The organism is Nostoc sp., assembly GCF_036916735.1.
Taxonomy (GTDB): domain Bacteria; phylum Cyanobacteriota; class Cyanobacteriia; order Cyanobacteriales; family Nostocaceae; genus Nostoc.
In genome coordinates this window covers 13,762-40,723 of the sequence record NZ_JBALFV010000046.1, presented here as the reverse complement: position 1 = coordinate 40,723, position 26,962 = coordinate 13,762, and the positions used below count along the sequence as shown (strand labels likewise).

General features: G+C 41.8%; 26 protein-coding genes and 1 tRNA gene. 9 read left to right on the top strand and 18 right to left on the bottom strand.

The window, feature by feature from the left end:
* Nucleotides 1–210 precede the first annotated feature (210 nt).
* The gene (locus tag V7L20_RS11350; protein ID WP_334744173.1) at nt 211–576 is read left to right on the top strand and encodes a VOC family protein; all 366 of its coding nucleotides are present in this window, start codon (nt 211–213) and stop codon (nt 574–576) included.
* A 152-nt stretch (nt 577–728) separates the two neighbouring features.
* Here V7L20_RS11350 and V7L20_RS11345 read toward each other — a convergent pair whose 3' ends face one another.
* Together V7L20_RS11345 and murG are read right to left on the bottom strand one after the other, a co-directional pair.
* Complete coding sequence (locus V7L20_RS11345; protein ID WP_334744172.1) at nt 729–2,072, bottom strand: hypothetical protein; 1,344 nt, start codon at nt 2,070–2,072, stop codon at nt 729–731.
* 59 nt (nt 2,073–2,131) lie between these two features.
* The gene (gene murG, locus V7L20_RS11340) at nt 2,132–3,205 is read right to left on the bottom strand and encodes an undecaprenyldiphospho-muramoylpentapeptide beta-N-acetylglucosaminyltransferase (protein WP_334744176.1); all 1,074 of its coding nucleotides are present in this window, start codon (nt 3,203–3,205) and stop codon (nt 2,132–2,134) included.
* A gap of 84 nt (nt 3,206–3,289) precedes the next feature.
* Between murG and V7L20_RS11335 the strand changes: the two genes are divergently transcribed.
* The gene (locus V7L20_RS11335; protein ID WP_334744171.1) at nt 3,290–4,129 is read left to right on the top strand and encodes a nuclear transport factor 2 family protein; all 840 of its coding nucleotides are present in this window, start codon (nt 3,290–3,292) and stop codon (nt 4,127–4,129) included.
* A gap of 981 nt (nt 4,130–5,110) precedes the next feature.
* On the opposite strand, the gene V7L20_RS11330 is transcribed toward V7L20_RS11335, so the two are convergent.
* Entirely contained in the window at nt 5,111–5,608 is a 498-nt protein-coding gene (locus tag V7L20_RS11330; RefSeq protein ID WP_334744170.1) for a hypothetical protein, read from the bottom strand.
* Between the two features lie 243 nt (nt 5,609–5,851).
* On the opposite strand from V7L20_RS11330, the gene V7L20_RS11325 reads away from it, so the two are divergent.
* Complete coding sequence (locus V7L20_RS11325) at nt 5,852–6,625, top strand: SDR family oxidoreductase (protein ID WP_334744169.1); 774 nt, start codon at nt 5,852–5,854, stop codon at nt 6,623–6,625.
* Between the two features lie 7 nt (nt 6,626–6,632).
* Here V7L20_RS11325 and V7L20_RS11320 read toward each other — a convergent pair whose 3' ends face one another.
* Nucleotides 6,633–7,406, bottom strand: a complete 774-nt coding sequence (locus tag V7L20_RS11320; protein ID WP_334744168.1) for a hypothetical protein — start codon at nt 7,404–7,406, stop codon at nt 6,633–6,635.
* A 340-nt stretch (nt 7,407–7,746) separates the two neighbouring features.
* Between V7L20_RS11320 and V7L20_RS11315 the strand changes: the two genes are divergently transcribed.
* Together V7L20_RS11315 and V7L20_RS11310 are read left to right on the top strand one after the other, a co-directional pair.
* On the top strand, nt 7,747–7,950 hold the full coding sequence (locus V7L20_RS11315; protein WP_334744167.1) for a hypothetical protein: 204 nt from the start codon (nt 7,747–7,749) through the stop codon (nt 7,948–7,950).
* Nucleotides 7,951–8,141: 191 nt separating this feature from the next.
* Entirely contained in the window at nt 8,142–8,339 is a 198-nt protein-coding gene (locus V7L20_RS11310; RefSeq protein ID WP_334744166.1) for a hypothetical protein, read from the top strand.
* Nucleotides 8,340–8,379: 40 nt separating this feature from the next.
* Here the strand turns inward: V7L20_RS11310 and V7L20_RS11305 are convergent, their stop codons facing one another.
* The 4 genes from V7L20_RS11305 to V7L20_RS11290 all read right to left on the bottom strand — a co-directional run bounded on the left by V7L20_RS11305 (nt 8,380) and on the right by V7L20_RS11290 (nt 11,896).
* Nucleotides 8,380–8,784 carry a hypothetical protein gene (locus V7L20_RS11305; RefSeq protein WP_442943528.1) on the bottom strand — a complete coding sequence of 135 codons (405 nt, stop codon included), beginning with the start codon at nt 8,782–8,784 and terminating at the stop codon, nt 8,380–8,382.
* Nucleotides 8,785–8,979: 195 nt separating this feature from the next.
* Nucleotides 8,980–9,630, bottom strand: a complete 651-nt coding sequence (locus V7L20_RS11300) for a hypothetical protein (protein WP_334744164.1) — start codon at nt 9,628–9,630, stop codon at nt 8,980–8,982.
* A 202-nt stretch (nt 9,631–9,832) separates the two neighbouring features.
* Nucleotides 9,833–10,933 (bottom strand): D-alanine--D-alanine ligase family protein, encoded by a 1,101-nt coding sequence (locus V7L20_RS11295; protein ID WP_334744163.1) that lies wholly within the window; start codon nt 10,931–10,933, stop codon nt 9,833–9,835.
* 465 nt (nt 10,934–11,398) lie between these two features.
* On the bottom strand, nt 11,399–11,896 hold the full coding sequence (locus V7L20_RS11290; RefSeq protein ID WP_334744162.1) for a hypothetical protein: 498 nt from the start codon (nt 11,894–11,896) through the stop codon (nt 11,399–11,401).
* Nucleotides 11,897–12,222: 326 nt separating this feature from the next.
* Between V7L20_RS11290 and V7L20_RS11285 the strand changes: the two genes are divergently transcribed.
* Nucleotides 12,223–13,914 carry a potassium channel family protein gene (locus tag V7L20_RS11285; RefSeq protein ID WP_334744161.1) on the top strand — a complete coding sequence of 564 codons (1,692 nt, stop codon included), beginning with the start codon at nt 12,223–12,225 and terminating at the stop codon, nt 13,912–13,914.
* Nucleotides 13,915–13,971: 57 nt separating this feature from the next.
* Here V7L20_RS11285 and def read toward each other — a convergent pair whose 3' ends face one another.
* Both def and V7L20_RS11275 read right to left on the bottom strand, forming a co-directional pair.
* On the bottom strand, nt 13,972–14,502 hold the full coding sequence (gene def / locus V7L20_RS11280; RefSeq protein WP_334744160.1) for a peptide deformylase: 531 nt from the start codon (nt 14,500–14,502) through the stop codon (nt 13,972–13,974).
* A gap of 204 nt (nt 14,503–14,706) precedes the next feature.
* Nucleotides 14,707–15,951 (bottom strand): HhoA/HhoB/HtrA family serine endopeptidase, encoded by a 1,245-nt coding sequence (locus V7L20_RS11275; protein ID WP_334744159.1) that lies wholly within the window; start codon nt 15,949–15,951, stop codon nt 14,707–14,709.
* A 163-nt stretch (nt 15,952–16,114) separates the two neighbouring features.
* On the opposite strand from V7L20_RS11275, the gene dnaA reads away from it, so the two are divergent.
* A complete protein-coding gene (gene dnaA / locus V7L20_RS11270) occupies nt 16,115–17,488 on the top strand; it encodes a chromosomal replication initiator protein DnaA (RefSeq protein WP_334744175.1) in 1,374 nt (457 codons plus the stop codon).
* A 771-nt stretch (nt 17,489–18,259) separates the two neighbouring features.
* On the opposite strand, the gene V7L20_RS11265 is transcribed toward dnaA, so the two are convergent.
* The 5 genes from V7L20_RS11265 to V7L20_RS11245 all read right to left on the bottom strand — a co-directional run bounded on the left by V7L20_RS11265 (nt 18,260) and on the right by V7L20_RS11245 (nt 19,991).
* A tRNA-Pro gene (locus V7L20_RS11265) sits at nt 18,260–18,333 on the bottom strand.
* A 50-nt stretch (nt 18,334–18,383) separates the two neighbouring features.
* A complete protein-coding gene (locus V7L20_RS11260; RefSeq protein WP_334744158.1) occupies nt 18,384–18,749 on the bottom strand; it encodes a DUF1818 family protein in 366 nt (121 codons plus the stop codon).
* Between the two features lie 112 nt (nt 18,750–18,861).
* Nucleotides 18,862–19,470, bottom strand: coding sequence for a hypothetical protein (locus V7L20_RS11255; RefSeq protein ID WP_334744157.1), 609 nt, complete (start codon nt 19,468–19,470; stop codon nt 18,862–18,864).
* Nucleotides 19,471–19,492: 22 nt separating this feature from the next.
* Nucleotides 19,493–19,729 (bottom strand): DNA-directed RNA polymerase subunit omega, encoded by a 237-nt coding sequence (locus V7L20_RS11250; protein ID WP_334744156.1) that lies wholly within the window; start codon nt 19,727–19,729, stop codon nt 19,493–19,495.
* The gene (locus tag V7L20_RS11245) at nt 19,713–19,991 is read right to left on the bottom strand and encodes a hypothetical protein (RefSeq protein WP_334744155.1); all 279 of its coding nucleotides are present in this window, start codon (nt 19,989–19,991) and stop codon (nt 19,713–19,715) included. The genes V7L20_RS11250 and V7L20_RS11245 overlap by 17 nt, the downstream gene beginning before the upstream one ends.
* 81 nt (nt 19,992–20,072) lie before the next feature.
* Between V7L20_RS11245 and V7L20_RS11240 the strand changes: the two genes are divergently transcribed.
* Entirely contained in the window at nt 20,073–20,492 is a 420-nt protein-coding gene (locus tag V7L20_RS11240) for a fasciclin domain-containing protein (RefSeq protein WP_334744154.1), read from the top strand.
* 175 nt (nt 20,493–20,667) lie between these two features.
* Here the strand turns inward: V7L20_RS11240 and V7L20_RS11235 are convergent, their stop codons facing one another.
* The 3 genes from V7L20_RS11235 to V7L20_RS11225 all read right to left on the bottom strand — a co-directional run bounded on the left by V7L20_RS11235 (nt 20,668) and on the right by V7L20_RS11225 (nt 24,275).
* Nucleotides 20,668–22,134, bottom strand: a complete 1,467-nt coding sequence (locus tag V7L20_RS11235) for a glycoside hydrolase family 13 protein (protein ID WP_334744153.1) — start codon at nt 22,132–22,134, stop codon at nt 20,668–20,670.
* Nucleotides 22,135–22,766: 632 nt separating this feature from the next.
* Nucleotides 22,767–23,318: a hypothetical protein gene (locus tag V7L20_RS11230; protein ID WP_334744152.1), complete on the bottom strand. Its 552-nt coding sequence runs from the start codon at nt 23,316–23,318 to the stop codon at nt 22,767–22,769.
* A gap of 561 nt (nt 23,319–23,879) precedes the next feature.
* Entirely contained in the window at nt 23,880–24,275 is a 396-nt protein-coding gene (locus tag V7L20_RS11225) for a hypothetical protein (RefSeq protein WP_334744151.1), read from the bottom strand.
* A gap of 994 nt (nt 24,276–25,269) precedes the next feature.
* Here V7L20_RS11225 and V7L20_RS11220 point away from each other — a divergent pair.
* Complete coding sequence (locus V7L20_RS11220) at nt 25,270–26,466, top strand: alpha/beta hydrolase family protein (RefSeq protein WP_334744150.1); 1,197 nt, start codon at nt 25,270–25,272, stop codon at nt 26,464–26,466.
* The last annotated feature ends 496 nt before the right edge of the window (nt 26,467–26,962 follow it).

Here is a 26,962-nt window from a genome sequence, read left to right as displayed (position 1 = left end):
GTTTTTGCCTGTAAAACTACTTTACAATGATTTACAAATTTTAATCAAGTTTAATTACTTCAGCAAACCTGATATACATTATTAGTTTTTCTTATAAGTTTATGCTGGTGTCAGTGCCCAAAAGATAGAATAGAAAGGAAGATTGTTTTTATCGACTCTGAATAGAGAGTTGATATCAACTATTACCAAAATTAGGAGGGGAGGTGTGACATGACAATTACTCTAAATCACACCATAGTGCCTGCATACGACAAGAAAGCATCGGCGAGGTTTTTTGCAAAAATTTTTGGTTTAGAAGTTGAGGTTCCTGTTGGTCACTTCGCTGCTGTTCATATAAATGATTCATTGACACTCGACTTCGCCGACGCTGAAGCGTTCGAGCAACATCATTATGCATTCCATGTCAGTGATAAAGAATTTGATGCAATTTTTGCCCGTGTGAAAGAGGCAGGTATAGAGTACAGTAGCGACCCCATGCATAAAAATAAAGGAGAAATTAATCACTGGAACCAGGGTCGTGGGTTCTATTTCTATGACTCTAATGGTCACAACTTAGAATTGTTGACCCGTAGATAGATTTTTGTACGTAAGAATTCAGGAGTCAGAATATTTAAGGAATCAGAAGAATATTTTATACATAGATTTACCGATCGTACTGCATTCCTATTAAATTCTGACTTCTGACTCCTAAGTGCTAAATTCTTACTTTTTCACATCAAGTCAATGCATTACTTCTTTACTAAAAAATATGCTGTGGCATACTCCGGCAATTGCGTGATATGCTGCCCAAATTCTTTTTTATTCTTAAATATACCTGCCAAAAAATCGAGTTGATAAAGATTGGGTAAAAATGCTCCGCCTGTATCGGCGATTACTCCCATTTGCAGATGTTTGCGACCACCTTTAGTATGCTCAATCACAACCACTTTACCCAAACCGATATTTAAAACATCCCCAGCAAAAGTAACTCCGGGTTTAATAGAAATTTTTGCATCTATCTTGTAGCCATAGCCTTTAATAGCATCAACTTCTCTAAAATACCAATAACGCTTTTGTGCTGTTGCTTTCAATCCTCGAATATAAGCCATTCCATTATTTCTATCTACATTAAAAAATGCTTTATAACCATCTGTAAAATTAATTAGTATCGTTCCTTCCATAATTGCTTCTTCTAAGCCATTTCTGGTTAGATAAGCGAGACTTGTAACTTTTCCAAATTCTCTACCACCTGGTTCATAAATACCTGATAAAACATCCTGTTTTGTATATTTAGTGTAAAATTTATCTTTATTATAGGTTTCTTTTAAACTATAAATGGGTGTGTTAAAAGTAGAAGTTTTTTTGCGAGAACCAGGGTGAGTAAACACAGCATATTTGGTAATTCGTAATTGCTTTTGTTGTTTATTATTTGGATTATAAGCAGCCCATTTGATAACTCGGAAATTGGAATTGATAAACTTGGAGTCTTGTAAACGAGTAGCTCGATTATTAGCAATATCCTCCTTTAAGACAGCAATCATGAAATTCAAAGTATTGAGAACATCTGGAACAGTAACGCCTTGAGTAGCAAGCATTCCTGTACGCAAAATATCTGGATCTTCTAAACTATAATTTTGAAAATATTTTCTAGTATTAACGAGAACGGTTAATAAATCTTCTTGATTGAAGTTGACCTTACTACTTGGTAGTTTGACTGGAGTAACGACTTGGCTGCCATTAATGCTAAATTTATATTTTTTGAACTCATCGACAACTGGATAGGGTGCAAATGCGGCTAACAAATTACGTTGAGATGAAAAAGCATTTTGCTTGTCTATAATTTCATCAGATATTTGTTTACTCATTAAAGGATTTTTAAGCTTAAAATCAAGTTTATGAACAACTTGATTTGATCTGAGAGAAATCTGGGATTTAAGTGGGGTAAAATTTTCTTGCTGAGTAAAAAACTGATCCTGTTTGGCTAGCTGTTTAGTTTTTAACTGAGTATATAAATGGCTACTGGCTAAACTGACAAGCAAAAAGACAGCACAACCTACTGTGATACGGAATTTTTGGTTAAATAAGATATTCATAACTTAGAGAATAAATTCCTATTATCTTTTAGTATCTTCCATTTTTAATTTTGAATTTTTTAAGTTTCTATCACTTCATGGACTAACTGCGCTAACTTATCGGCACTATCGGGAACTGCGATCGCATGAGCTTTTTGCCCCATCTTTGCTAGCTCATCTGGTGATTGCAACAAATTCAACACATGACTTTGCAATGTTTGTGCCGTTAACTCTGACTGCTTTAGTGTTAACGCCGCACCAGATGAAGAAAATACGTCTGCATTGTAAGATTGATGGTCTTCTGCGGCAAAGGGGTAAGGAATCAAAACTGCTGGTGTTCCACATACTGCCAATTCTGTCAAGCTACCAGCACCAGAACGACTAATAGCTAGAGTAGCTCGTTGCAACAACGCTGCCATATTGTTGTAAAAAGGTAAGGCTATGTACTGTGGATGTTTGAGGCTATCTGCTTCCTCGTCGCGATCGCCAGTTAAATGCACTACATAAGCACCAGCATCAAACCAAGCTTTTGCAGATTCGCGCACCAACTTATTAACCGCAACTGCACCTTGGCTACCACCAAATACGACAATTAAAGGAACACGATCAGGAATGGCTAAATCCAGGGGTGGATAAATTGCGCCATCAAGGAATTGCGCCCTTACAGGAGTACCAACATAGACATTTTTTGCACGGGGCAAATACTTAGCAGCTACTTCAAATCCCAAGGCTACCGCGCTACACCAAGGACCAAAAAAGCGAGTTACTTTACCAGGTATTGCATTAGATTCGTGAAAAACCACGGGTAAACCGAGGGAACGCGCCGCAATGACTGCTGGTCCAGCAATGTAACCCCCTGTGGTAAACACTCCTTGAAAATTTCCCTGCTTCAAAATTTGCCTGACTTCTATAATTGAAAGGGCAAGTTTACTTAAAATCCGAATCGAGGAGAGTCCAAACCCTTGCTGAAACCCCTCAACTGCAATAGTATTCAAGGGATACTCTTTAGGGACAAGTTGAGTTTCTAGCCGATTGGTTACTCCCAACCATTCGATTTGATAATCTGGCAGCTTTTGAGCCAGTGCGATCGCTGGAAACAAATGTCCACCAGTGCCACTGGCAGCTATTAATAATCGTATCGGTGCGTTTGCCATCAAACCTCTACCGTTTAGCATCTAGCTTAACTAAGATAAAACAATTTCCTTACTTTCTCTGATCAAATCAGTAAACTCTTACCAATGACAAACATTATTACCACTTTAGTGAAACGACAACTCAGATTTCCAACTAGTCTGTGGCTGGTTTCATTCCTGCTAACCCTTGGTTTAACAAGTGGTTGGCAACGCACTCAAGCGGCGACACCACAGCAATTAGTCCAAGCTGGTACAGCCCAAAATGTCCCAGCCAATGTGAAAAACCTGTTGACACAAGTTGATGCTGCGGCCAGTCGGGGCGATGTTAAAGGGGTTTTGCAATTCTACAGCCCCAACTTTACTCATGGCGATGGATTAAACCTGCAAACCCTAGAAAAGTCTTTGACTTCACTTTGGCAACGATATCCAAAATTGCAATACAGTACAAAACTGCTATCTTCAAAACCTGAAGGTAATGGGATTATTGCCGAAACAGAAACGAAGATAACTAGCTTACCCTCCGCTAGCAGTAATAATTCGGCTCTCAATGCCACAATCAAATCGCGTCAGCGCATTGTAGGCGGAAAAATAGTCCGTCAAGACATTTTGTCAGAACGCACCCAACTTACCTCTGGCAACAAGCCACCTCAACTTGATATTAAATTACCAGAGCAGGTGCTGGTTGGTCAAAAGTATAGTTTTGATGCGATCGTTCAAGAGCCACTTGGTGATGATTTTCTACTAGGAACGGCACTAGAGGAACCCATCCAAGCAGATAAGTTTCTCAATCCCACATCCGTGGATTTGGAATTACTGACATCTGGCGGACTGTTTAAAACCGCACAAGCACCATCTATCCCTGGTAGCCAATGGGTTTCTGCTGTCATCCTGAGGGGCAATGGAATGACGATGGTAACTCAGCGCCTGCAAGTGGTGAAGAAGTAGAGACGCGATTAATCGCGTCTGTACAGGAGTTAAAAGTAATTCTGTCAAGGTGAGATGTAGCTTTAGTTTCATATTTGTTCAACTCTAAACTTCATTTGTTCTTTGAGAATTCTGAAAATTCCAAGTTCAGAAGCTGAAGTGCCGAGTTTAGAAGCTGAAGTAGCAAGTTTTGAGCTAGTTAGGACTTACGCAAAATATCTCTCAAACTCTGATTTCTCCGTGTCGCGCCAGTTGCTAGCCTTCTCCTGACAAAGACGCTGCGCGTAGCTTGCTTCCCCGTAGGGGTACGGGAACGCTAAGAGCGAACAAGTCTTTTAACCGCAAGGGCGCACTGGCTTCTCTGCGCCTCTGCGGTTTATTATTCTGTAACTCGTGCGTAAGTCCTACTAGTAATGAATAGAAATTGTAGTCTCATCCAAACTCACTTTGACAGCACTAGAGTTAGGAGTTAGTGCGTTCTGCTACCACTAGCATACTAAAAAGCTCGATGGTGCGTTACCTTTAACGATTCAATGATCCAATCACAAGGGTTTGGCATCGCTGATTGGTGTCAACTTAAGAATAAATCTGCTTTGAGAGGACGTATTGCCCTTATCCCCTAACCCCTTCTGCCAACTTGGGAGAAGAAGAACTAAAAATTTGCTCGCCTCTCCCAATTTTGGGCTATCTATTACCCGGATCTTTCTCAACATTTGCGAGAGTATTCACTTATGTTCTTTATAACCTTCATTAGTTCGTGATTAATTCTTAATAAAAACCTACTTTTGGCGAGAAGATTAAGAGGTAACTTGTCTAGTATGCCTCACACCGAGCGTGTTTAAGATGCCTACAAAACAAGCGTTTCAAGATTGTGCGGCTCCGGCTTTGCGCTGTATTTCTTGCGCTGTGCTACTCGAAATACATTTTTCATTTTTCCATAAATAAATTTACTTGCTCTGTACCTTTTTCTTTCTGGTCAAAAATCTCCAGATTGCTGCAAAACTACAGAATACTTGGCCACGAGAGAGTCAGCAGCATGATTAAATTACTTGACCAAAACAAAAGCAGCAGCCATAAGACACTACTAATTATCCTAAAGTTAGCTCGAGAGAAATCAATGCTTTTGATGAATTGCTGTTCATGCCAAAGTTGCCAAACTCGAAATGCAGTGTAAAGTGTACCAATAAGCACCACTAAACTTGGAAACAAAACTCTACTGACTATGTGTTCAGTGACAATTTGGATAACAAGAACTAGCAAATAGAAGCCAAAGATTTTGCGAACTTCAAGATATTTAAACCAAATAACAAATGTAATCGTAGGAATAATAAGTCCAATTGCGATCGCTAACAATATCCAGACTCGAATAAATCTCAGTCCAGCATCGCTATAGTTAATTACTTGACTAATTGGTAATATTCTGATTAAGGTCAGCCAACCTATCAGTACTACTACTAAAGTTGCCAGTACGATAAAGATGAATGTCGTTCTCCAAGTCATTAATTATTTGCTCCACAAACCAATTAAGCCAAATCTTGCTAAACTTTACAGTATATTCTTAACGCGGTCTATCTGAGTTAAACTGTCATTTTCCTAATAGAAACACTCACCAGCTTCTCTTCTAGCCCAATTAAACAAGAACCAGAGAGCTTCCCCAACGATTTCAAAAACTTCTGCACTGATTCTTCCAACGAACTGAAATACACTTGTGTAATCTGTAGACGCTTTGACTTTTGACTAACAATGACTTCTCTAGAAAATCAAATCATTTTAATAACTGGTGCAAGTAGTGGTATTGGTACTGCTTGTGCGAGAATCTTCGCTGGTGCAGGTGCAAAACTGATCTTAGCAGCACGACGGTTAGAACGTTTGCAGCAGCTAGCAGATACTCTTAGTAAAGAATTTGGTATCGAAATTCATTTATTACAGCTAGATGTGCGCGACCGCAGCGCTGTAGAAGAAGCTATTTCTACTCTACCTTCTGCCTGGTCTGACATCGACATTCTTATCAACAATGCTGGTCTAAGTCGTGGTTTAGACAAGTTGCATGAAGGCAGCTTTCAAGATTGGGAAGACATGATTGATACTAACGTTAAGGGTTTACTTTACGTGTCCCGCTATGTCGTTCCAGGAATGGTGAGCCGCGATCGCGGTCATGTGGTAAATTTAGGTTCCATTGCTGGACATCAGACCTATCCTGGTGGTAATGTCTACTGTGCTACCAAAGCTGCTGTGACGGCGATTTCTGAAGGTTTAAAACAAGACCTATTAGGAACGCGGGTACGTGTAACTTCTGTTGACCCTGGTATGGTAGAAACCGAATTTAGCAATGTGCGCTTTCACGGAGATGCTGAACGTGCCAACAAAGTTTACCAGGGAGTTACACCCCTGACAGCAGATGATGTGGCTGATGTAATATTTTTCTGTGTGACGCGATCACCCCACGTCAATATTAATGAAGTTGTGCTGATGCCTGTTGACCAAGCTAGCGCTACCTTAGTTAATCGGCGAACATGAGAAATAATTAAGCGGTCTTAAAAAATCGAATAATTTCGCGGACATGATCGAGAAATTGCCCGTCGGTGGAAAGTTGTGCGATCGCATTTCTTGCTTCTCTTGCCAAACGCTCATGTTCAGCTTGATTTGTCGCCCGTAATTCTTCTAAATTAGCAGCAATTCGGGCTAAATCTCTGCGAGTTTCTTCGGCAAAGCGTTGTTGAGTTGCGGGTAATGAATAGGGTTGTTCTGGGTTAAGTTGCTCCTCGAATGACTGGATTTTTTGTTCCAATATAGAGAAGCGATCGCGCAGTTCAACAATATCTTCGCGGGGATACTTCCATTCTTGACGAATCATCGTTAACCGCGCATATAAATACTCATAAGCTCGAATCGCTGGACGGAGAATTGTTAATAACAAAGCTGCACCAGAACTTATATATCCAACTGTACTAATACCAGTGGCAGCAAGAGTATAAAGACCAACGGCTGAGAATAAATGTAAAGCAATGGCAACCCAGAGCGATCGCTTTGCCAATACTGTGACATAGTTTACTTGTTTTTCATCAACTGGAATTCCTTTCTCTTTGGATTGTGCTGCTTCTGCTAAGACTTCTTTGGCTTGGAAATGCACATTCCACGGTACAGTAACAATTACCAATAGCCACCAAAAACTTGCACCACCAATCACCCAATCAAGAAAGTTACCAGCAGGGATGTGTAACCATTGCAGTAAGCCAAAAGCTGTTAGCACCACAATCACAATTCCAGCAATGGAACTGATAAAAAAGTTAATATACATTTTGCCCTGTCTCCGGTGAAACTATCATTTCGATCATGACTATTCCCCAGCAGTTATACGGAAATGATTGTGATGGTTTTTCTAGTTGCACACACCAGCTTTTCGATGATATGTGGTTGAGTATCTTTGCTACCGTTTTCTGAAAAGTAGCAAAAGACATGATTGTGATGGTTTTTCTAGTTGCACATATATAATAATTAAAATGAACCGCTACTTATACCAAGTTGAAAAAATGCGACAGATGGATAGGGGCAGAACAATGTTGTGCCCTTACGAATAATTAATTTATGTGTTGCAAACATTATTTTAATTGGTATTAGAAACAAAGAAGGGAGAAATAATGAAATACTGCTTTGTAGAGTTTAAAGTAGATGATTCAACAAGATTCAATAACCTTTGTAAAGTTTTCAAAGAAATTAAAAAAGATAAAGACAAAAATTCTTGGCGTAATGAAGAAGATTGGCTAACTTTTTTTGATTGCAAAGCACTATCACATTTTTGGTGGTTTACTAAAGAGGAAAAGACTGATACCAATTCTGTATGAAGATGCGCTTATGGGGCAAGAAATAAAAAATGAACCGCCAAGAGCGCCAAGTACGTCAATAAATAATAAATTAAGAGATTTAGCGCAGCTTCACAAAGAAACGGTATGAACATTTCTGTCGCTGGTTTGCAACACCTGTAAAAGAGAGATGCACAGCTCCTAGCCTCAAAACTCCTTGGGACTTTGAGTCTATGTTTGATGCTTTTCAAAATGCTGAATATCAATTAATTGCTTGTAGTATGGTTTCTGCCGACAGAGCTAGACTTGAGTTTGAACCCTTTAGCTATCCCTATGGCAAAACTGGTGCAATACAGGCGTTAGTTGAATCTTTCGATTTTGTAATTATTGCAGAAGATGACGGTACAGGATACACAAAATTTAACCCGTAGTTTGGCAAAAGAGTGAAGTAGTTAAAACTTTTCCCCGTCGCTATTGAATGAGATAACTACGCCAAATTGGTTGAGTATTTTTATTACTCTTTTCTGGAATTAGCGATCGCCAGGTTTTGCCTTCTTGCTGAATTTGCAGGTAAACATCAAAAGGTTTTTTTGGTTGCGTCAAACGTCGTTTTGGTAACTTAACAATCAAATCGTAGGTTCCGCGAACCCGAAAAGCTGGTAAATTTTCAATCGTTAGGGGTTGTTCTTGGGTAATTGATAGCCGCTTGATTTCAAATCCTTGAAAATCTAGATCCAACTGCTGGCTAAGTTTTTGTTGAGTTTGCTCTAGCCCAAGTGCGATCGCTTTTTGTACTAACTCGCTAGTCGGTAGCAATCCAATACTGCCACAAGCTGTCACTAGCACCAGCAATATTGCTGTTAAAACTAACCGCATTACGTTATTCACTGCTTGATCTGCTATTTTCATCCTTATCAGTTTAACCGGACAGCCCACTGCTTTTTCTGCGTCGAGTAACTCCTTTGCTTTTCACCAATATCATTTTTTATAGATACTAGTAAAGGCACGGTAGAACCGTACCTTAATTACGCAAAAAATATTATTTTGACAGGTTTTTGCTTTACAGTAAATTTAATACTGGCGTAAAATTGCAGACAATGAACTATCTTTACGAAGATCCATCAAGTCTGCTAAAGATTCTGTGCGCGTATCCAAGTGGTGCTTGTGTTCTGCTGGCAGAACCGTCACCAGTTGTTTTGTTTTAAGTGGCATCTGCATAATTGGCATCAGTTGTTGCTGTGGCACAAAAACTGGTTGGTTCTTGGGAAGGCGTGGTTCCAATCTTTGGTAATTACTCTGTGCCAAACGTGCCTGATGACGGTTAGTCTGCTTTTGGACTTTTTGCGGTTGCTTTGTCCGGTTGAGCATTCGGAAAATTAACAAGCAACCACTACCACAACTGAGGACGATCGCAGCTACCATCCATAAAGGTGTAGGATTACTATTCTCAGAGGACGCATTGATTGGTTCTTCAATTATAACCGGGATTTTTTCTGGTTCTTCTTGTATTAACTGTCCAGCATTACCTAAGCTATACAGGGCAAAGGCACCTCCTCCTAAAAACATGGCTAAACACCCAGTTAATAATAGCCAAGGATGATGTGCAACCAGATATATCAGAACATTCGAGCTTTTTTTTAATCTCGATTTCCTGTTTGTCAGCTCTGGAGTAGCCCTTCTGAGTTGGGTTGGCTCGCGCTGTACACTCTGACTTTTTTCCATGATTACTTTCAGATTTGTACCCCTCTAGTCCATAAATTGTACTGGAGGAGTTAAGCATCAGGTATCCGTAACAAAAGTTCAGATTCAAGTAGCTTTTTTTGTAAAATAGATACTACTAAATCTGGCTAACTTTTGTCAAAATTCTGTATTTATTGTGACTTTTCGCCGTAATAATCTGAAATCAGTTCGGTTATTTTCTCTGTCAGCTAGGAGAATGCCTTTCAATAGCAAGTTGAATTAACCGATCAACTAATTCTGGAAAGGAAACTCCACTATGGTCCCAGAGTCGGGGATACATACTAGTCGCAGTAAAGCCTGGCAACGTATTTATTTCGTTAATCAAAACTTCTTGTGTCGCTTCCACATAGAAAAAATCTACCCTTGCCAACCCCGCAGCATCAACAGCTGCAAAAGCTTGCAAAGCCATGTCCTGAATTTGACGAGTGATCACATCTGGAAGCTGTGTCGGTATCAGTAAATCTGCTAACCCCTCTGTATATTTAGTTTCATAATCATAAAAATCGCTGTCATAAGTAATCTCTCCAACGACAGAGGCTTGGGGTTGATCATTACCTAAAACGGCACACTCAACTTCTCTCGCTACGACACCAGCCTCTACAACTAATCGGCGGTCATAACTAGCAGCATTATCTAAGGCAGCTTCTAATTCTGGGCGCGATCGCACTTTGGCAATACCTACCGATGAACCCAAATTAGCAGGCTTGACAAAAGCAGGATAACCTAATGCTGCCTCAATCTCATCACACAATTTTGGAAACACACAAGGATTAGACCAAACTTGCGTTCTAGTTATCGCTTTGTATTTTACCTGTGGTAGTCCCGCTTGTTCAAAGGCCATTTTCATGGCAATTTTATCCATCCCTATTGCCGAACCTAACACCCCAGAACCCACAAAGGGGACTTGCATCAAAGTTAGTAACCCTTGAATTGTTCCGTCTTCACCGTTAGGACCGTGGAGAATGGGAAACCAAACATCCACTTGAGCAACTTGAGAGGGAGATTGCCATTTGCTGAGGGTTTGGGCTTGAGGGTTGGATGTGAGATTTCCTTCAGAGGTTGATTGTTCAGATTCCAGAAGCGGAGTGCCGGTTGCTAAAACCTTTTCAGGTGCTTCTCCAGCAAGCCAGCGTCCATCTTTTTGGATGTAAAAAGGCAGTATTTCGTACTTATTAGCATTTTGCTCTGCACTTAGGGCTTTAGCGATCGCCCGTGCTGAGTTGATCGAAACTTCATGTTCTCCCGAACGACCGCCAAACAATAACCCCACGCGCAGCTTAGTCATTTTTGGTTCCTCGACACTTCTCAAGCAGATAGCGTATCATAACCTACAAAACTTGCCATCTTTTTCTTTTATTTCTTTTACCGTTAAGACTAGTCCTTTCAAGGTGACTCATCAAACATCTTTTTTTCTCTGATATCTCTATGCCTCTGCGGTTTAAAAGTAATTGATTTAACCACAAAGGCACAGAGAACCAGAGTAAGATTTCGAGCAAATTCCCAGTTATGCTATGAGTGCGATCACAGCCGCAACAGTTTATTCTTAGAAGTTGTAAAAAACTATGAAGTTGTTGGCATTCAAAGAGACGCTCACTTTCTCGGGGATTTAAATCAGTTATCAGTAAAAAATGAACAGTTATCACGCTCCCAGTTGAGTTGCATTTTTTAACTGATAACTGGTTAAAAGTGGGAGACTCTGACTCTTAATTGACCTACATTTTTTAACTGATAACTGATAATTGTTAAGGAGTTAGTCAGCGATCGCCCATCTGACATAAGGACGAGAAGTTACTACACTTTTGTAAGTAATTAGACGACCAGGTGGATTAGATTTCCGTAAATCCACACGGAAATAAGCTTTTTTATTCTTAAATTCTACATTGTAGAAAGTATCATCCTGCCCACGAGTTTGACCTACGCAAGAAGCATAATTACTGCGTAAAGGTGAAACAAATTCCACAAATTGCTTATTTTTAGATGAAACTAACTTAGTTTCATCTGCAAATTCTTTAGTATCTACCACTACCGTATGTTCAGCACCGCCTTCATAAGGTAGAACAAACCACCACAGTCCAATTGTTTGAGGGCATGTACCACTGCTACTTTGTATATTCAGTGTTACATTAGGTGCAGAAATCGGCCCTGGCTTTGGCTGTGACTGTGCTTGCGCTGTAGCAGCTATGGTTCCTGCTACAACTAAGGGGCATAAAATAGTACCAAAACTTGTTAATTGTACTAAATTTTTCATAATTTGAATTTTTTCAAATTTCAGGTATCTAAATATAGCGCTTCTCAAATGGCAGCAATACACTTTGACCTCACTTCCATTCATCTATCCTAAAAGGAGAGAGGCTTGGAATCTTACTCCCCAATGCTACAAGGGTTGGGGGTTAGGTCTGTATTGCACTCAACTCAGAAGTCGCTATAACAACATCGACTTTCATAAATTTGTAAAAGTGCCATCTTATTTAAAATAATCGTGTTGTCAGCTACAGTTATATTCCAGGAAAACGGGCAACAATATTGATAAATAACTAGAAATGCAGCCCTACCTGTAAAAGATGCTGCCTTTTCATGAAACCCCGAATTATTGTTTGTGGCTTAGGACGTACCGGATATAAAATCTTTCGTTTGCTGAGACATCAGGGAGCCTTCGTTGTTGGCATTCATCACCAATCTATCCCTGGCGAAACAGCAGGAGATGTGATTGTTGGCGATTTACAAGCAGCTTCTACCCTAACAGCAGCAGGAATTCAACAGGCACACACTTTAGTAATTGCTACTTCTAAAGATGCTTTGAATTTGTCTATTATGATGCAAGCACGGGTGCTCAATCCCCAGATTCGGATTATCAACCGTTTTTATAATACAAATTTGGCAGAACGCCTAGATCAAAGTTTGCCAGACCACTTGAGTATGAGTGTTGTGGGTTTAGCAGCACCCGTATTTACCTTTGCAGCAATGGGAAACCGAGCGATCGGACAAATCAAATTATTTCAGCAAACTTGGCCAATTCACGAAGAATATATTGATGAAAACCACTTCTGGAAAGGTCTAAAGCTGAGTGAATTATGGGAAGACCGATCGCGGATGCTGATTTATTACTTGCCAGTAGAAGGTGAGATGGATTTGGTGTCAGGTGTAATATCTGGACAAGAGATCAAGGTGGGCGATCGCTTAATTATTGGTACACAACCCCGCATCCGTTCCCCTCGGAGATCATTAATTACAAAACTGCTGAAAGCTCTCACCAATTTTAGGCAGTTTCAGGAACACGGGCGATCGGTATTAATGGGTGGCGTTGTACTATTGGCGGTTATTGCGATCGCTACATTCACCTATATGTCGGCTGAGTTGAGTTTGTCTCCTGTCGATGCTCTGTATTTTTCTGTCGGCATGGTTACCGGAGCCGGTGGTAATGACAAAGTAGTAGAAAATGCTCCTAACAGTATTAAGTTATTTACTGTTGTGATGATGCTAATTGGAGCAGTAGTAATTGGTATTTGGTACGCAATGCTCACCGATTTTGTCTTAGGAAGCCGCTTTAAGCAATTTTGGGATGCAGCCCGAATTCCCCAGCGATCTCACTACATTGTCTGTGGCTTGAGTGGTATTGGAGTGAGAATTGTCCAGCAACTCCACGCCAGTGGACATGAAGTTGTAGTAGTTGAACCTGATTCCAACAGCAAATATATTAACACCGCCCGCGAACTAGGTATTCCCGTCATTCAAGGAGATGCCAGCTTCCGTACAATACTCAAAGCCAGTAATATAAATTCTGCCGCCGCAGTGCTTGCTGTTACTAGTAATGATGCTACAAATCTGGAGATTGCCCTCAAAGCCAAGGGACTCACACCCAGCATTCCGGTGATTGTTCATTATGCCGATCCCGATTTTGCTGGCATAGCACAACAGCTATTTGGCTTTGAGGCCGTACTAAGTCCGGCTGAATTAGCAGCGCCAGCTTTTGCTGCTGCTGCACTAGGGGGACGCATCCTTGGTAATGGCATTACAGCCGATAGTCTTTGGGTAGCTTTTGCAACTGTGATTACACCATCACACGTCTTTTGTGGCCAGTGGGTGAAAGATGTAGCCATGTCTGCTGACTGTGTACCTTTGTACGTAGAAACAAACCACCAAACCCTTCACGGCTGGAATTTATTAGAAACTAACCTTAGTGCTGGTGATGTTTTATATATGACAATGCCAGCGACGCGGTTGTATCAACTGTGGCGGGGTGAGCAAGTTTGTGAAGTACACGTTTAAATAATTTGTAATTTGTAATTCGTAATTTGTAATTAATACACTACTCCCCACTCTCATTTATTTGTTAACTACTCGTTTTTGGTATTCCTGTTCAGTAATCATATCGAGAGTGTTTTCTAAACGATCTACAAATACGATACCGTCGAGATGATCGTACTCATGTTGAAAAATCCGAGCGATAAAATCAGTTAATTCTTGCTTTTGTAAGTTGCCTTGAGAGTCAGTGTATTGCACTTCAATAGCTTTATACCGAGGAACTAACCCCCTAATTCCTGGAACACTTAAACAGCCTTCCCAATCTTTGACAACTTCAGTTGAATGAGAAATAATTTTGGGATTAATCATGGCAGTAGGTTCCATTTCTGGGGCGTTGGGATACCTGGCATTAGGCCGGGAAGCCACAATAAATAAACGATATGATTGTGCTACTTGAGGCGCAGCAATCCCCACGCCGTTAGCTTTGGCGACAGTGGCGATTAAGTCTTTAATTAACTTTTGGATATGCTCATCTTGAATATTTTTAACCCAAGCAGCTTTTTGGCGCAATGTTGGATTGCCTAATTGAATTATTGGGGCTAATTCACTCATGATTAAACTCCTTTTGGTAATGGGGCATTGGGCATGGCGCACTTGTACTGAGTTCAGCCCGAGCAAAGCCGAGGGGCGGCGTCGAAGTATGGGGCATTGGGTATTGGAACTGGAGAAATTTTTATAACTCCTGTACAGACGCCATTAATCGCGTCTCTCCTAACTCCTGTACAGACGCCATTAATCGCGTCTCTACTCCTCAAATTATCCTTCGCGTGTCACAACTAAAGGAGCAGGTTGGACTCCTACTCGGATAATTTGCCCATTGCGTTCTACTTCTATTGGTAAATTAGTACCAATTTTGCTATTTTCTACTAGCTTTTGTACTTCTTCAATTTTAGTAACAGGCTGGTTATTAATGCTTTTAATCACATCACCGACTCGGAGTCCAGCCGTAGATGCAGGCGATCGCGGGACAATATCAACTAGCAAAACGCCGTCATCAGCTGTCAGATTTAAGCGATCGCCTGCTTTATTTTTTATTCTTTCTTTAATTTCTGGTGTCAGTGTCACCATCTGAACACCTAAATAAGGGTGGTCTACTTTCCCATTAGCAATTAATTCCTGGGCAATTCTTTGCACAGTATTAATGGGTATAGCAAATCCCAAACCTTGAGCGCCTCGGATAATAGCTGTGTTCATTGCAATTACCTGGCCACGAGCATTTAGCAATGGCCCACCAGAATTACCAGGGTTAATCGCAGCATCCGTTTGGATGTAATCAACCCGCTTGTCGCTACTAGCACCGATGTCGCTACTAGAACGACCTGTAGCACTAATAATCCCAGAAGTAACAGTATTATTCAAGCCTAAAGGGTTACCAATGGCGATTACTGCTTGTCCTGGTTGCAGGGCATCGGAGTTACCTACAGATAGAGTTGGCAGATTATTAGCATCAATTTTGATTATAGCCACATCCGTAACCGGATCTTCACCCAACACTTTCCCGTTAAAAGTCCGGCCATCTTTGAGTGTGACAGTTACTCTATCAGCACCATCTACCACATGAGAATTGGTCACAATTTGACCTGAAGAGTTAATGATAAATCCAGAGCCGCTACCCCGCTCTATCTGTTGTCTAGGCTGTGGCGCACTATCTCCAAAAAATCGTCGGAAAAATGGATCGTTAAATTCGTCTGGTACGCGAGAAGTGATTGTTCGGGAAGAATCGATCCGAACTACCGCAGGTCCCACCTGTTGCACTACTTTTACCACAAAATTAGGATCTCCAGACGAAGAGATCAGTGGCGGGGGGACAATTACCGGATTGGGTTCTATTGTGTTTTGGGCTTGAGTCTCGCTTTGTCGAGTCTCAAAGGTCTTAGCAGGTAGAACAGAGCAGCTCCCCAAGAACACTACTGCTACCCCATACGAGAGCATCCATAACCTCTGAGGTAAACCCCTGGTATCAACCTTTTTGGGCGCTAAATCATGGTTTGTTGTCTTCATGTGTTATTGCTTCTCCATATCAATCGCTGGTGTTAGGATCTTGCCTACCGGGTATGTCCCAAAATGATTACAACTTAAAAGCTTATTCTAGGTCTAACGTGTTTGGATGCTAAATTAGTGCTTTCTCTTCTATTGTGACGGTTAGCAGCAAAGGTGGTGGATGATGGAAATTCCCATAGAAAGTCTGTGGAGTCAGGTACTAGAACGCTTACAGCTTGAACTATCCCCGCCCACCTTTGAAACTTGGATTAAAACTTCTAGTGCGGAGCGATTAGAAAATAATTGCTTGGTAATCCGTACTCCTAACCCATTTGCTCGTAATTGGTTACAGAAGTATTACATAAATACCATTGCTCATGTAGTACAAGATATTCTGGGTTATCCTGTAGGAATTTACATTACTGTTGCTCAAGGTGATGAAGTTTCTCATTTGAGCGAAGTTTCTTTGGAATCACCAGATCCCAGCACTATTCCCGAAGCTATTCCTAATCACAATCATAAAACTACTGAATTAAACTCTAAATATGTCTTTTCACGGTTTGTAGTTGGTGCTAACAATCGGATGGCTCACGCTGCTTCTTTAGCTGTTGCGGAATCTCCAGGTAAAGAGTTTAATCCTTTATTTTTATGCGGTGGCGTAGGTTTGGGTAAAACTCATCTTATGCAGGCGATTGGTCATTATCGCTGGGAGATTTCACCTAATTGCAAAATATTTTATGTTTCGACTGAGCAGTTTACTAATGATTTAATTACAGCGATTCGTAAAGATAGTATGCAAAGTTTTCGAGAGCATTATCGAGCGGCTGATGTTTTATTAGTTGATGATATTCAGTTTCTTGAAGGAAAGGAATACACCCAAGAAGAATTCTTTTATACTTTTAATACTTTACATGAAGCTGGTAAACAAGTTGTCATTGCTTCTGACCGTCCTCCTAATCAGATTCCTAGTTTGCAAGAACGGCTTTGTTCTCGGTTTTCTATGGGGTTAATCGCAGATATCCAAAAGCCGGATTTAGAAACTAGAATGGCAATTTTACAGAAAAAAGCTGAGGATGAAAATATTCGCCTTCCCCGCGATGTAATTGAGTATATTGCTTCTAACTATACTTCTAATATTCGAGAATTAGAAGGAGCTTTAATTCGGGCGGTGGCTTATATTTCTATTTGGGGCTTACCGATGACGGTAGAAAATATCACACCAGTCTTAGAACCGCCTAACGAAAAAATGGCAGCAACCCCAGAAGCAATTTTAAAGGTAGTGGCGGATAATTTCGATGTTTCAATAGACGATCTCAAAAGTAACTCACGACGAAGAGAGATTAGCTGGGCGCGTCAAATAGGAATGTATCTCATGCGCCAACACACATCTCTGAGTTTGCCAAGAATTGGCGAGGAGTTTGGTGGTAAAGACCATACAACGGTAATCTATAGTTGCGATAAAATTACCCAACTCCACCAGAGCGATCGCACTTTAGCACAAACAATCCGCCTACTTAGCGATCGCATCAATATGACTAGTACATCACAGCATAAATAAACATACTATTCAACATGGTACAAGAGCTTGGAATACAATTATGCGTGAATGCGTGACTTCCCTGAACGCGAGTGCGTCCTGTAAGGAAGGAGTTGACTTGCACCTTGCGGTACTAGCCGTTCTCAAAAAGTATCCTGAAGATGTATTTGAAGTTTTCCACAACCACCACTTTTATAATTAGCATTGACGGCTGAATAAATAGTTAGAAATATTAAGTAATGTATAAAAATTAATTAACTTTAACTTAAATTGTGGAAAAATCTTACTTTTTGTGGATAAATCTGTGGAAAACTTGAGATTTCACTATTAAAACTTAATTAAGTATAATTACCTTGTGGAAAAGTAGCTGAGTTTTTCCACAAGTTTTCCACAAGGTAAACTTGCCTAACTATGATTTCAAAAATTTCAACGAAATTATAAAATTTCCTAGTGGTCTGTCAAGTTTGCTGAGTTGATAGTGAGCACTTTAACACTCAAATCAAAGACAAAAGTCCTTACTACAAACTTATTTACCTATCATAATAACAAATGGCATAAGTTGGATAACTGTTCGACCTCGCAGCCTACCAAGCTATCCAACCCGGTTTGACATTCGGAGATTGTTAGCAATCTCACTGGAATACGAATGGACTCCTTTTTGGTACATTCCAATTATTATTTGTAGTAAAGTTTTGAAATGATTTTGTGCTAAAAATTTGGTATCGTTTCATAGACATTATTGAAAAACCTGCCAATCTTTTGAAAAGACTAGCAGGCATGGCTTATCATTAATCGGAGCGGCGGGATTCGAACCCACGACCTCCACTACCCCAAAGTGGCGCGCTACCAAGCTGCGCTACGCCCCGGTCAGAATTACCATCATATAGCAAAACTATAGGATAAGCAAGAGGCTAATTTAAAAAACCTTAAGCATCCCAATCGCTTGCAGCAAATCGGGAACAGCAGGAGCATCCCATTTACCTTCTACACATCGCCCTGTATTCAAGATGAAGCGCAGACTGTAGGTATGAGGATAGCCTTCTACCTCCATCCATAATAAATCGCTTTCAGCTTCACAAGCAATTTTTTCCTCTTCCATTAATTCTGTTACGAGTTGTTTCATAGTGTCTGTTAGCTGTGCTAGTAGACGACAAAAATCATTCAACTCGGCTTCAGTTAACTCAATTGCCCAATCATTTGTACCGACTAAACCTTTAAATTCATGTGCATCAGGGTTCCAGCCAATACGCCAGCCAAATCCGGTTTTTACAAGGCGTTCCATAATTAGTTAGGAGTAGGACGCGATTAATCGCGTCTATACAAAAGTTAGGAGTAGAGAGGCGATTAATCGCGTCTATACAGGAATTATTGATTTACAACTCATAACTCTCTCGTTACCTCAGTAGTTCAGCCCCTCCTCGCTGGGGTGGCTGTGGGGTAGTTGATGTATTAGGACTGGGTGTGGTGTTGGGGGTGGGAGATTGGGTATTTTGGGAACTCGGGTTAAATATATTGACTAAGACTTGCACTAAAGCATTTCGTTGGTTGCGGGTGAGACGAGTGATGGCTTTGCGATCGCCTTCCATCGGATTTTGCCGTAGTGTTTCATTGCCTGGATAGGTAGTATCATACATAATTTCGTTTGCACCCAGGTAATCAGCTAAAGTCAGCTTCCAATCCAAGCGATAATTTGGGGACCGCTCTTTAGTATAAATGTGATATTTAATCAGGCGACTTACTAAAGTGTTGTTTTCGGCAACTTTCCCATTTTCTTTGCTGATATAGTTATTTTCTCGTGGTAAATCTGGCAATTGCTGATATACTGACTGCCAAACATCGCTAGGTGTGATTCTCTGAGCATCAGCAGGTTGGATACTAAATAAATTTCTATGTATTGATTTGTTTGCCCCTGAACCCAAAGCAATTACACCCACTAGCATTAAAGCAGTGAGTGTCTGCCAAGGTTTGAGTCGGGGTTGAATGAACGATAGATTTTTGCTCATCCTACCTTCTCTAAAGCCTTTTTTATAGTTCGCCAATAATTTCTGGCTGAGTCAATTCATCGGACATTTCGATAATTGCCCTTAGTACTGGCTTCATCATCGCATCTTCGTTATTTTCAAAGTCTTCATAACGCCGACGTTTAGCACGATTTGCCACCTGAACTGTAATGCGGTAACGATTTGAGGCTGCACTAATCAGCTCCTCAGAACGGTGCATAATCTGAGATTGAGTTGTCTCGAACTTAGAACGCCTTAGCATAATTAGTGGTACTTGGGGTCATTCCCCAGTGTAGCAGTACTGATAAAAAACTCCACGCCACTTGCTTTGTGGAGTTTTTGGGCATAGGGGATAGGGCATGGGGCATGGGGAAGAAACTACCTGTTTGCCTAATGCCCTGCTTGGCCCAAGCGACGGGGGAACAACCTTGTTCACCCACGGAGTGCGTAGCAAGACGAAGTCCGGGGATGGAGTTTCCTGTCGCTTTCAATAAATCTGCTGCTGTGTATTTAATCGCTAGCAACCTCTCTCTTGATAGAGGTTGAGAGTGTTTCAGTCAATATAAGTTACTTATAATATTACCTAACTAAAATCACACACCCTTATGGCTGATCTTGTGGAAACTGCTATCAACGCGGGAAACTTCAATACCCTGGTGAAGGCTGCTGAAGCTGCAAATCTTATAGAAACTCTGAAAAGTCCTGGTTCTTTTACCCTATTTGCACCAACTGACGAAGCCTTTGCCAATCTGCCAGAGGGAACTTTAGAATCGCTATTAGAAGATATCCCTAAGCTCCAGAAAATTGTCGCATATCATGTCGCTAGTGGGGATGTTCGATCTGATGATTTGATACAAATTAATGAGGCACAGACGCTTGAAGGATCAATTGTCGCTATTGAATCTACCGACGGCAAATTTAAGGTAAATAACGCCAATGTCATCAAAACAGACATTTTGACAGACAATGGCGTGATCCATATTATTGATGCGGTATTGATGCCTGCAATGGTGGCAGGGAGATAAGGGCATTGGGCATTGGGCACTTGTACTGAGCGTATCGCTAAAGTGAAAGCTCCGCTAACGTGTAGCGTTTCCAAGAGTTGCCGAAGTATTGGGCATGGGGCATTGGTTATTCTCCTTCTCCCCTAGTCCCCGGTGATACAATGAGCGCAGTCGTTGTTTCCCCAGTCCCCAATCCCTAATCCCCAGTCCCCAAAATGCATCCACTACGTGCGGGAACAGTCAATGATAAATGCTGAGTCTCTCCTTCACTATTCCACTCAAATTCAGCAGTACCATATAACAGCTTGTTGGGTTGAGTATGCAAACTGACGATATCTGCATTGGTTGTTGCCGAACTGGTGCCAGCGTTGATGGCAATTATCAATTCCTCTGTTCCTAAAGTTCGCGCAAAGATATAAATTTGTCCTTGAGCATGGAGGACTTGGTAATCACCTGTACGCAAGGCTGGGTATGTGTGCCGCAGGGCAATTAATTGACGATGAGTATTGAAAATTTCTCGATTCCAGTTACTCTCTAAAGGAAAGCCACGACGTGAGTCTGGATCTATTGCACCAGGTAAACCAACTTCATCACCATAGTAGATGCTGGGCGCACCGGGAAAGGTGAGGAGCAGTAGAGTTGACAATTCGATACTACCTATATCACCGCCTGCAATGGTCATCAATCGGGCTGTATCGTGACTTGCTAACAAATTGAGTTGAGTTAACTGAATTTCCCAAGGGTAAAGTTGCAGTACTTCTTGGATTTTGGTAGCGTACTCGGCGGCAAATAAGGGTGGATAGGGTTGATAGTCGCGGCTTTGGACTTGTTCTAAGACTACGCGATCGCCTGCCGCAAAGGCAATTGTCGGCCCAGCAAATAAATAATTCATCACGCCGTCAAATTGTGTTCCATCCAACCACTCGCGGGAATCTCCCCAGACTTCCCCAACAATGTAAGCTTCGGGATTGACTGCCTTGACGCGATCGCGGAATTCCTGCCAAAATCCAGGAGTTTTTATTTCAAATGGTACGTCTAATCGCCAACCATCGATACCGAATTTAATCCAATATTCGGCAATTTCCATAATATATTCGCGTACTTCTGGATTATCGTGGTTAAATTCTGGTAAGGCACGATTTCCTGCCCAACCTACGTAGTTTGCAGGAAATTCCCCATTATAAGGTGAAAGGGGCCAACCTTCAATTTTGAACCAATTTACCCAAGGTGAATGAGGGCCATTCTCTAAAACGTCATGGAAGAAGAAAAAACCACGGCTGGAATGGTTAAACACGCCATCCAAAACAACTTTTATATTCCGTTGATGGGCTGCATCTAGCAATTCTTTAAAAGCCTCGTTGCCCCCTAACATCGGGTCAACTTCATAATAATCGTGGGTATGATAACGATGATTGCTAGCGGATTGAAAAATGGGTGTAAAATAAATAGCGTTAATCCCCAAATCCTGGATGTAGTCTAAACCCTCCATGATGCCCCATAAGTCGCCGCCTTTATAACCCTGGAGTGTTGGCATAGAGTCCCAATCTTCCCAACGGGCTTCCTGCAATAGTCGTTTGCGCGGCTGTTTGCTTCTGGCAAAGCGATCTGGGAAGATTTGGTAGAAAACTGCATGTTTTACCCAGTCTGGTGTTTGAATTTGCATGAATAACTTTTTGTACCTTCAGAAGCGATCGTTGCAAATATTAGCTTCTTTATGGCTCTTACTTATGATAGAAAATCTGTCATTTGCCAGCAGTCATCAGCGATTTAGTCTGTATCCTGCTACTTTATACGTAATATAACTTACGCACACTCTACCTGTGGACTTGTAAGTTTGTGACTTAATTGCTCATATTTTTATCTGTTAACACTTGAGTTTGTCTGGGAAAAAAATCTTATTATTGCTATTTTCCTTTGCTAACTGATAATTTAGCTCGACTTATTCTCTCAAAGCTTTATTGTTACGTCAATTATGTGTTTACGAACGCACTTTTGTTATAATCGCTTAAAACATTGTATAGTAAGCATTTCACATTTGCGGATAAGTTTATTAATCGGGGGACACACTTTAATTATCCGGGTATTCATCCCACACTGCCCTTCAGGTCAAATGTGGGAATTCTTCCTGATTAAGCTAATTTCTCCTACCCACAGCAGATGAATACGGAGTATCCCAAACTACAATCCCACATAATTCGCGATAAATATGACTTTGTTGGCGAATTATGTGGGATTATTCCCGCTCTTTTTGTCAAATTGGGATGCTTCTTAGCAACTTGGGTTAATAACAGAACATCAACTTTTGTCTGCAATTAAGATAGAAATTGCTTCTACCCTTTTACTTTGTCCCCTCGTACCACAAAACTCGCCGTTTTTGTACCAAGGTGTCTGTCCTGTATCCTGAAGAAGTGCAGAATAGTAAACATCATAATTGAATATGGAGGATCCCGTAAGTGCTATTGCAAATCCCTCTAATCGAAGGCCCTGACCTTTAGTACCACAATACTGACCCAAAGATACCCAGCTTGTGTCTCCAATGTTTTGTATGTGCGCGAAGTATTGCAAACTCACTTGCTCAGAACCAGATGCAAGGCTAATTAAGAATCCTTCCAACCTTCTACTTTGCCCACTTGTTCCACATAAAAGAGGTTGCTTGACAAAGCTGGTGTCGCCCAAATCCTGTAGATGAGCCTGATACTGAATAACAGCTTTTTGACTAGGCCCAGCTACAGGATAGTTCCCTGTTGTTTGAGCGTAAGCTTTCTGAACAACATTAGGTAATGCTAACGCAGTAAGGGCTAAACCACCTTTTACAAAAAAATCTCTACGAGGAATTTTTATACTCATAGTTATCCAATTTTCTGTTTTGTAATTCTTGACAGTGAGGAAAGCTATAGGAATCCTACTTGAATCTTGCCCAGTATACTGAGAAGGAAAGCTTTGTATGTCAAGCTTATAGGCAGCTTACTTACTCAAAAATCAAATGGAGTCCAATATGTATAGCTTTTAAACCTCTAACTAGGTATTTAATATACTGTTATTTAACTGATGTTAAGTATTTTTTACAAATCTTAATCACCTGTGAATTTATCGTCAAGAGAGCGCTTTTAGATACCCTTGGAAAAGTCACTACGAGCGCGGTTACTCTTAAGAGTGCCAGTTAAAAGACCGCCCACTTTCAAACCGGGATATATACCAAGTGCTTTAGTCAAAAACCTTAAACTGCGTAGGTTGGGTTGAGGAACGAAACCCAACATTTTCGGTGGTTTGTTGGGTAACACTAAAGTTCAACCCAACTTAGGATTATCTACGATTATCCTTAACCCAACCGTATTGGGGTTTGGGCTTCATTACCAAGATGTGTGTACACCGTAGTACCAAGGGAAGGGGTTGGGGGTGGGGTAGAATCTAGGCGGTTTTAGCATTTTCATCTGATATTTGCGCTGCACTCGCTTTCAAGCGGCTCGACCTGATTTTGCGAATACGTTCGCTATTGCGAACACCACCCCCCATCTCATATTCGCGGCTGTCTTTGCCGTATTTGATTGCAACCGCCATTAGCATCTTCTCTGAAAGACTGCTTAAGTTTTTTTCCATTTCTTCAATCTCACTTTGAGAAGAGTCAATCACAGATAGAGCAGTATTATAAGCATCAATTTTTGTACGTAACTGCTCAATTGATGCAATGAGTTTTTCTATATTATTATCATCATCAAATTTGATGCTTGGAACAATCGATTTCAGTCCAGAGGATCTTAACTCGGCTTTTTCTAGAATGCGGGAGGTACGTTTTCTCCGAGACATAGATTTACTCCTTTAAGATGGTTCTAGAGCTAGCTTGCCTCAATTAAACTGCATTCTGGTTCAGCAAAACTCGCAATTTTTTTAATAAAATTTTCAAGCTATAGCAGTAATTTTTCGGAATTTAATTACTAGATATTTGGTATTTATAGAAATAATATGTTTAATCTTGATAAAAGCTTGAAGGTAGACTGCTCCCGCCTGAACGTAGACCGCTCCCACTTGAACGTAGACCACTCCCACTTGAACTTAGACCACTTCGGCTTGAACGTAGACCGCTCCCGTTTGAAGGTAAACTGCTCCCGCTTGAAGGTAGACTGCTCCCACTTGAAGGTAGACTGCTCCCGCTTAAAAGTAGACCGCTCCCGCTTGAAGGTAGACTGTTCCTGCTTAAAAGTAGACCGCTCCTGCTTGAAGGTAGACCGTTCCTGCTTTTTGGAGAGTGCGTAGACGTAAAGCAATTTGTTGGTAGATATTGCTGCGTAGGCAAAACTTAACAGGCGATCGCACTTTGGCCAAAATTATTATACTGTATCAAATAGCACTAAAAAGCTCTAGTTTATACGGAATAAGGGCTACAGCTTTGAAAGTTATTGAACAGTGAAGGAGGAGTCAGGCGGTCGTCCTTGATACACTGTCATGGAAGCGATCACTTCCACTGTAGTTTGGGATCGCACCTTTTTTGTCCGATCTCACCAAATCGCGTTGCTCCCCTTTCGTCCTCACGTGACAGTGAGCATTGTGTTCTTTTTTTACTCAACATTGAACGAATGCGTCCAATTGCACTTAGTCATGGAATTAACATTCGCTCTTTCCAGGTGCAAGACGTGATCTGAGCGACGCAACCCTTGCACACAAACACATTTATAACTTATGATGGCTCTGCATAGTTCAGTGCCACACCGTGGACGTGTATGGTGACGCTGGAGGGCGCGGGTGCCGATACCGAAATGTCTGAACCGTCATGCCATGTAGTGTTGTTCATAATGGAGGACTTATGAAAGTCGGCTTCAAAGATGAGTCGTTCGCCTTCGAGTTCGTTCGCAATCTTGGCTTCATGTACTATGGTGGCGCTGATCTCGGCGAGATGGTCGCCACGGCCGGCCAGATCGCGGAAGGTGACTTCGAGAGCTGGTACACGGAGTGGGATAAGCGCGCTCGTCGGGTTTTGTCGCGTGCGGACGCCGCCCTCGGCGCAAGGCATCTGGTGAGTGCGCGAGAGGCATACTTGAGAGCGTCCACCTACTTCCGGATGGCCGACTTCTACCTTCACGGAAACCCGGAAGACCCGCGCATCCTATCGGCGTCGAAGGCCTCGGAGGAGGCGTATGCCAAAGCCGCAAAGCTTACTGGTTCCACATGGGAACCCGTGCAGATCCCCTATGAAGGGACCACACTGCCGGGATACTTCTACAAGGTAGACGACTCAGGCAAGCCCCGTCCCACAATCGTCTTCCATGGTGGGTTCGACTCGAGCCGCGAGGAGCTGTTCTACTTCGGAGGCGCTCCCGCCACGCGGCGTGGCTACAATTGCCTGACCTTTGATGGACCAGGGCAGGGTATGCCGATCCGAGAGGGAAAGCTCCCGTTCCGTTACGACTGGGAGAAGGTAGTGACCCCCGCGGTTGACTACGCCTTGACTCGGCCGGAGGTGGACAAAGACAAGCTCGTCCTTTTGGGCATGAGCCTCGGCGGCTACTTGGCTGCTCGCGCCGCCGCCTTTGAGCACAGGTTCAAAGCAGCGATCTTTTACGATGGTGTCTACGATTTTGGCGAAAGTACGCGCGCCTCACTGCCAAAGGACGCCATCAGTGCTCTCGACGCGGGCGACAAAAATCGGTTCGAAAAAATCATCAACGAAGCGATGAAGAACAATACCGCCCTACGCTGGAGTGTAACGCAGGGTAATTGGTCTTTCGGCGTTTCGAGCTTTGCTGACTTCGTGGCGTCGACGGCGAAATACACGATGAACGGCCTCGCCGATCAAATCCAGTGTCCTTGCCTCGTTATGGAGGCGGAGGCAGACATGTTCTTCCGTGGTCAACCACAGCGAATCTACGATGCCTTGCAGGTTCCGAAGCAACTTGCACGTTTTACAAGCGAAGATGGAGCAGAGAATCACTGCCAATCTGGCGCTCTGGCTTACAAAGACCAGGTTGTATTCGATTGGTTAGACGAAACACTCAAGCTCTGAGTAAGTAGTCACTTTATCGTCTATGAGCGAATGGAACTAAGAAAAGCCGAAACCCTTGTAGTTTAAGCAGCTTGCTCTCATATTTCGTAATTCATGCCGGGGTTTGGTCATCAAAGGGTAAATTTTGGGACGCCGTTTACGGACTCGTGGTTCGCTGCGACCTGGGCGTTGAGGAACAGCCTTGTGAGCAATAACTTTAAGTAAAGTAGAATAAATTTGAAGACGTTGCTTTGAAGTTGCGGCTAACAATTCAGGAATAAAGTTATTTAAATGATGGCGAGTACCGATGTATTGACAAACGCAATAACTTTCAAAGCTGTAGCCCTTATTCCGTATAGCTTAGAGCTTTTCTTAGTGCCATTCAATACTGTATCCTTGCGTCTTCCTATGCCCATGTCTTGAATAGTACGGGCAAATTTCGTATCCCCTCAATATTTTAGGTAGGCAATTATAATAACCTGACTGAATTTATTCCTATTGGTCGTTTTGCCTTGTG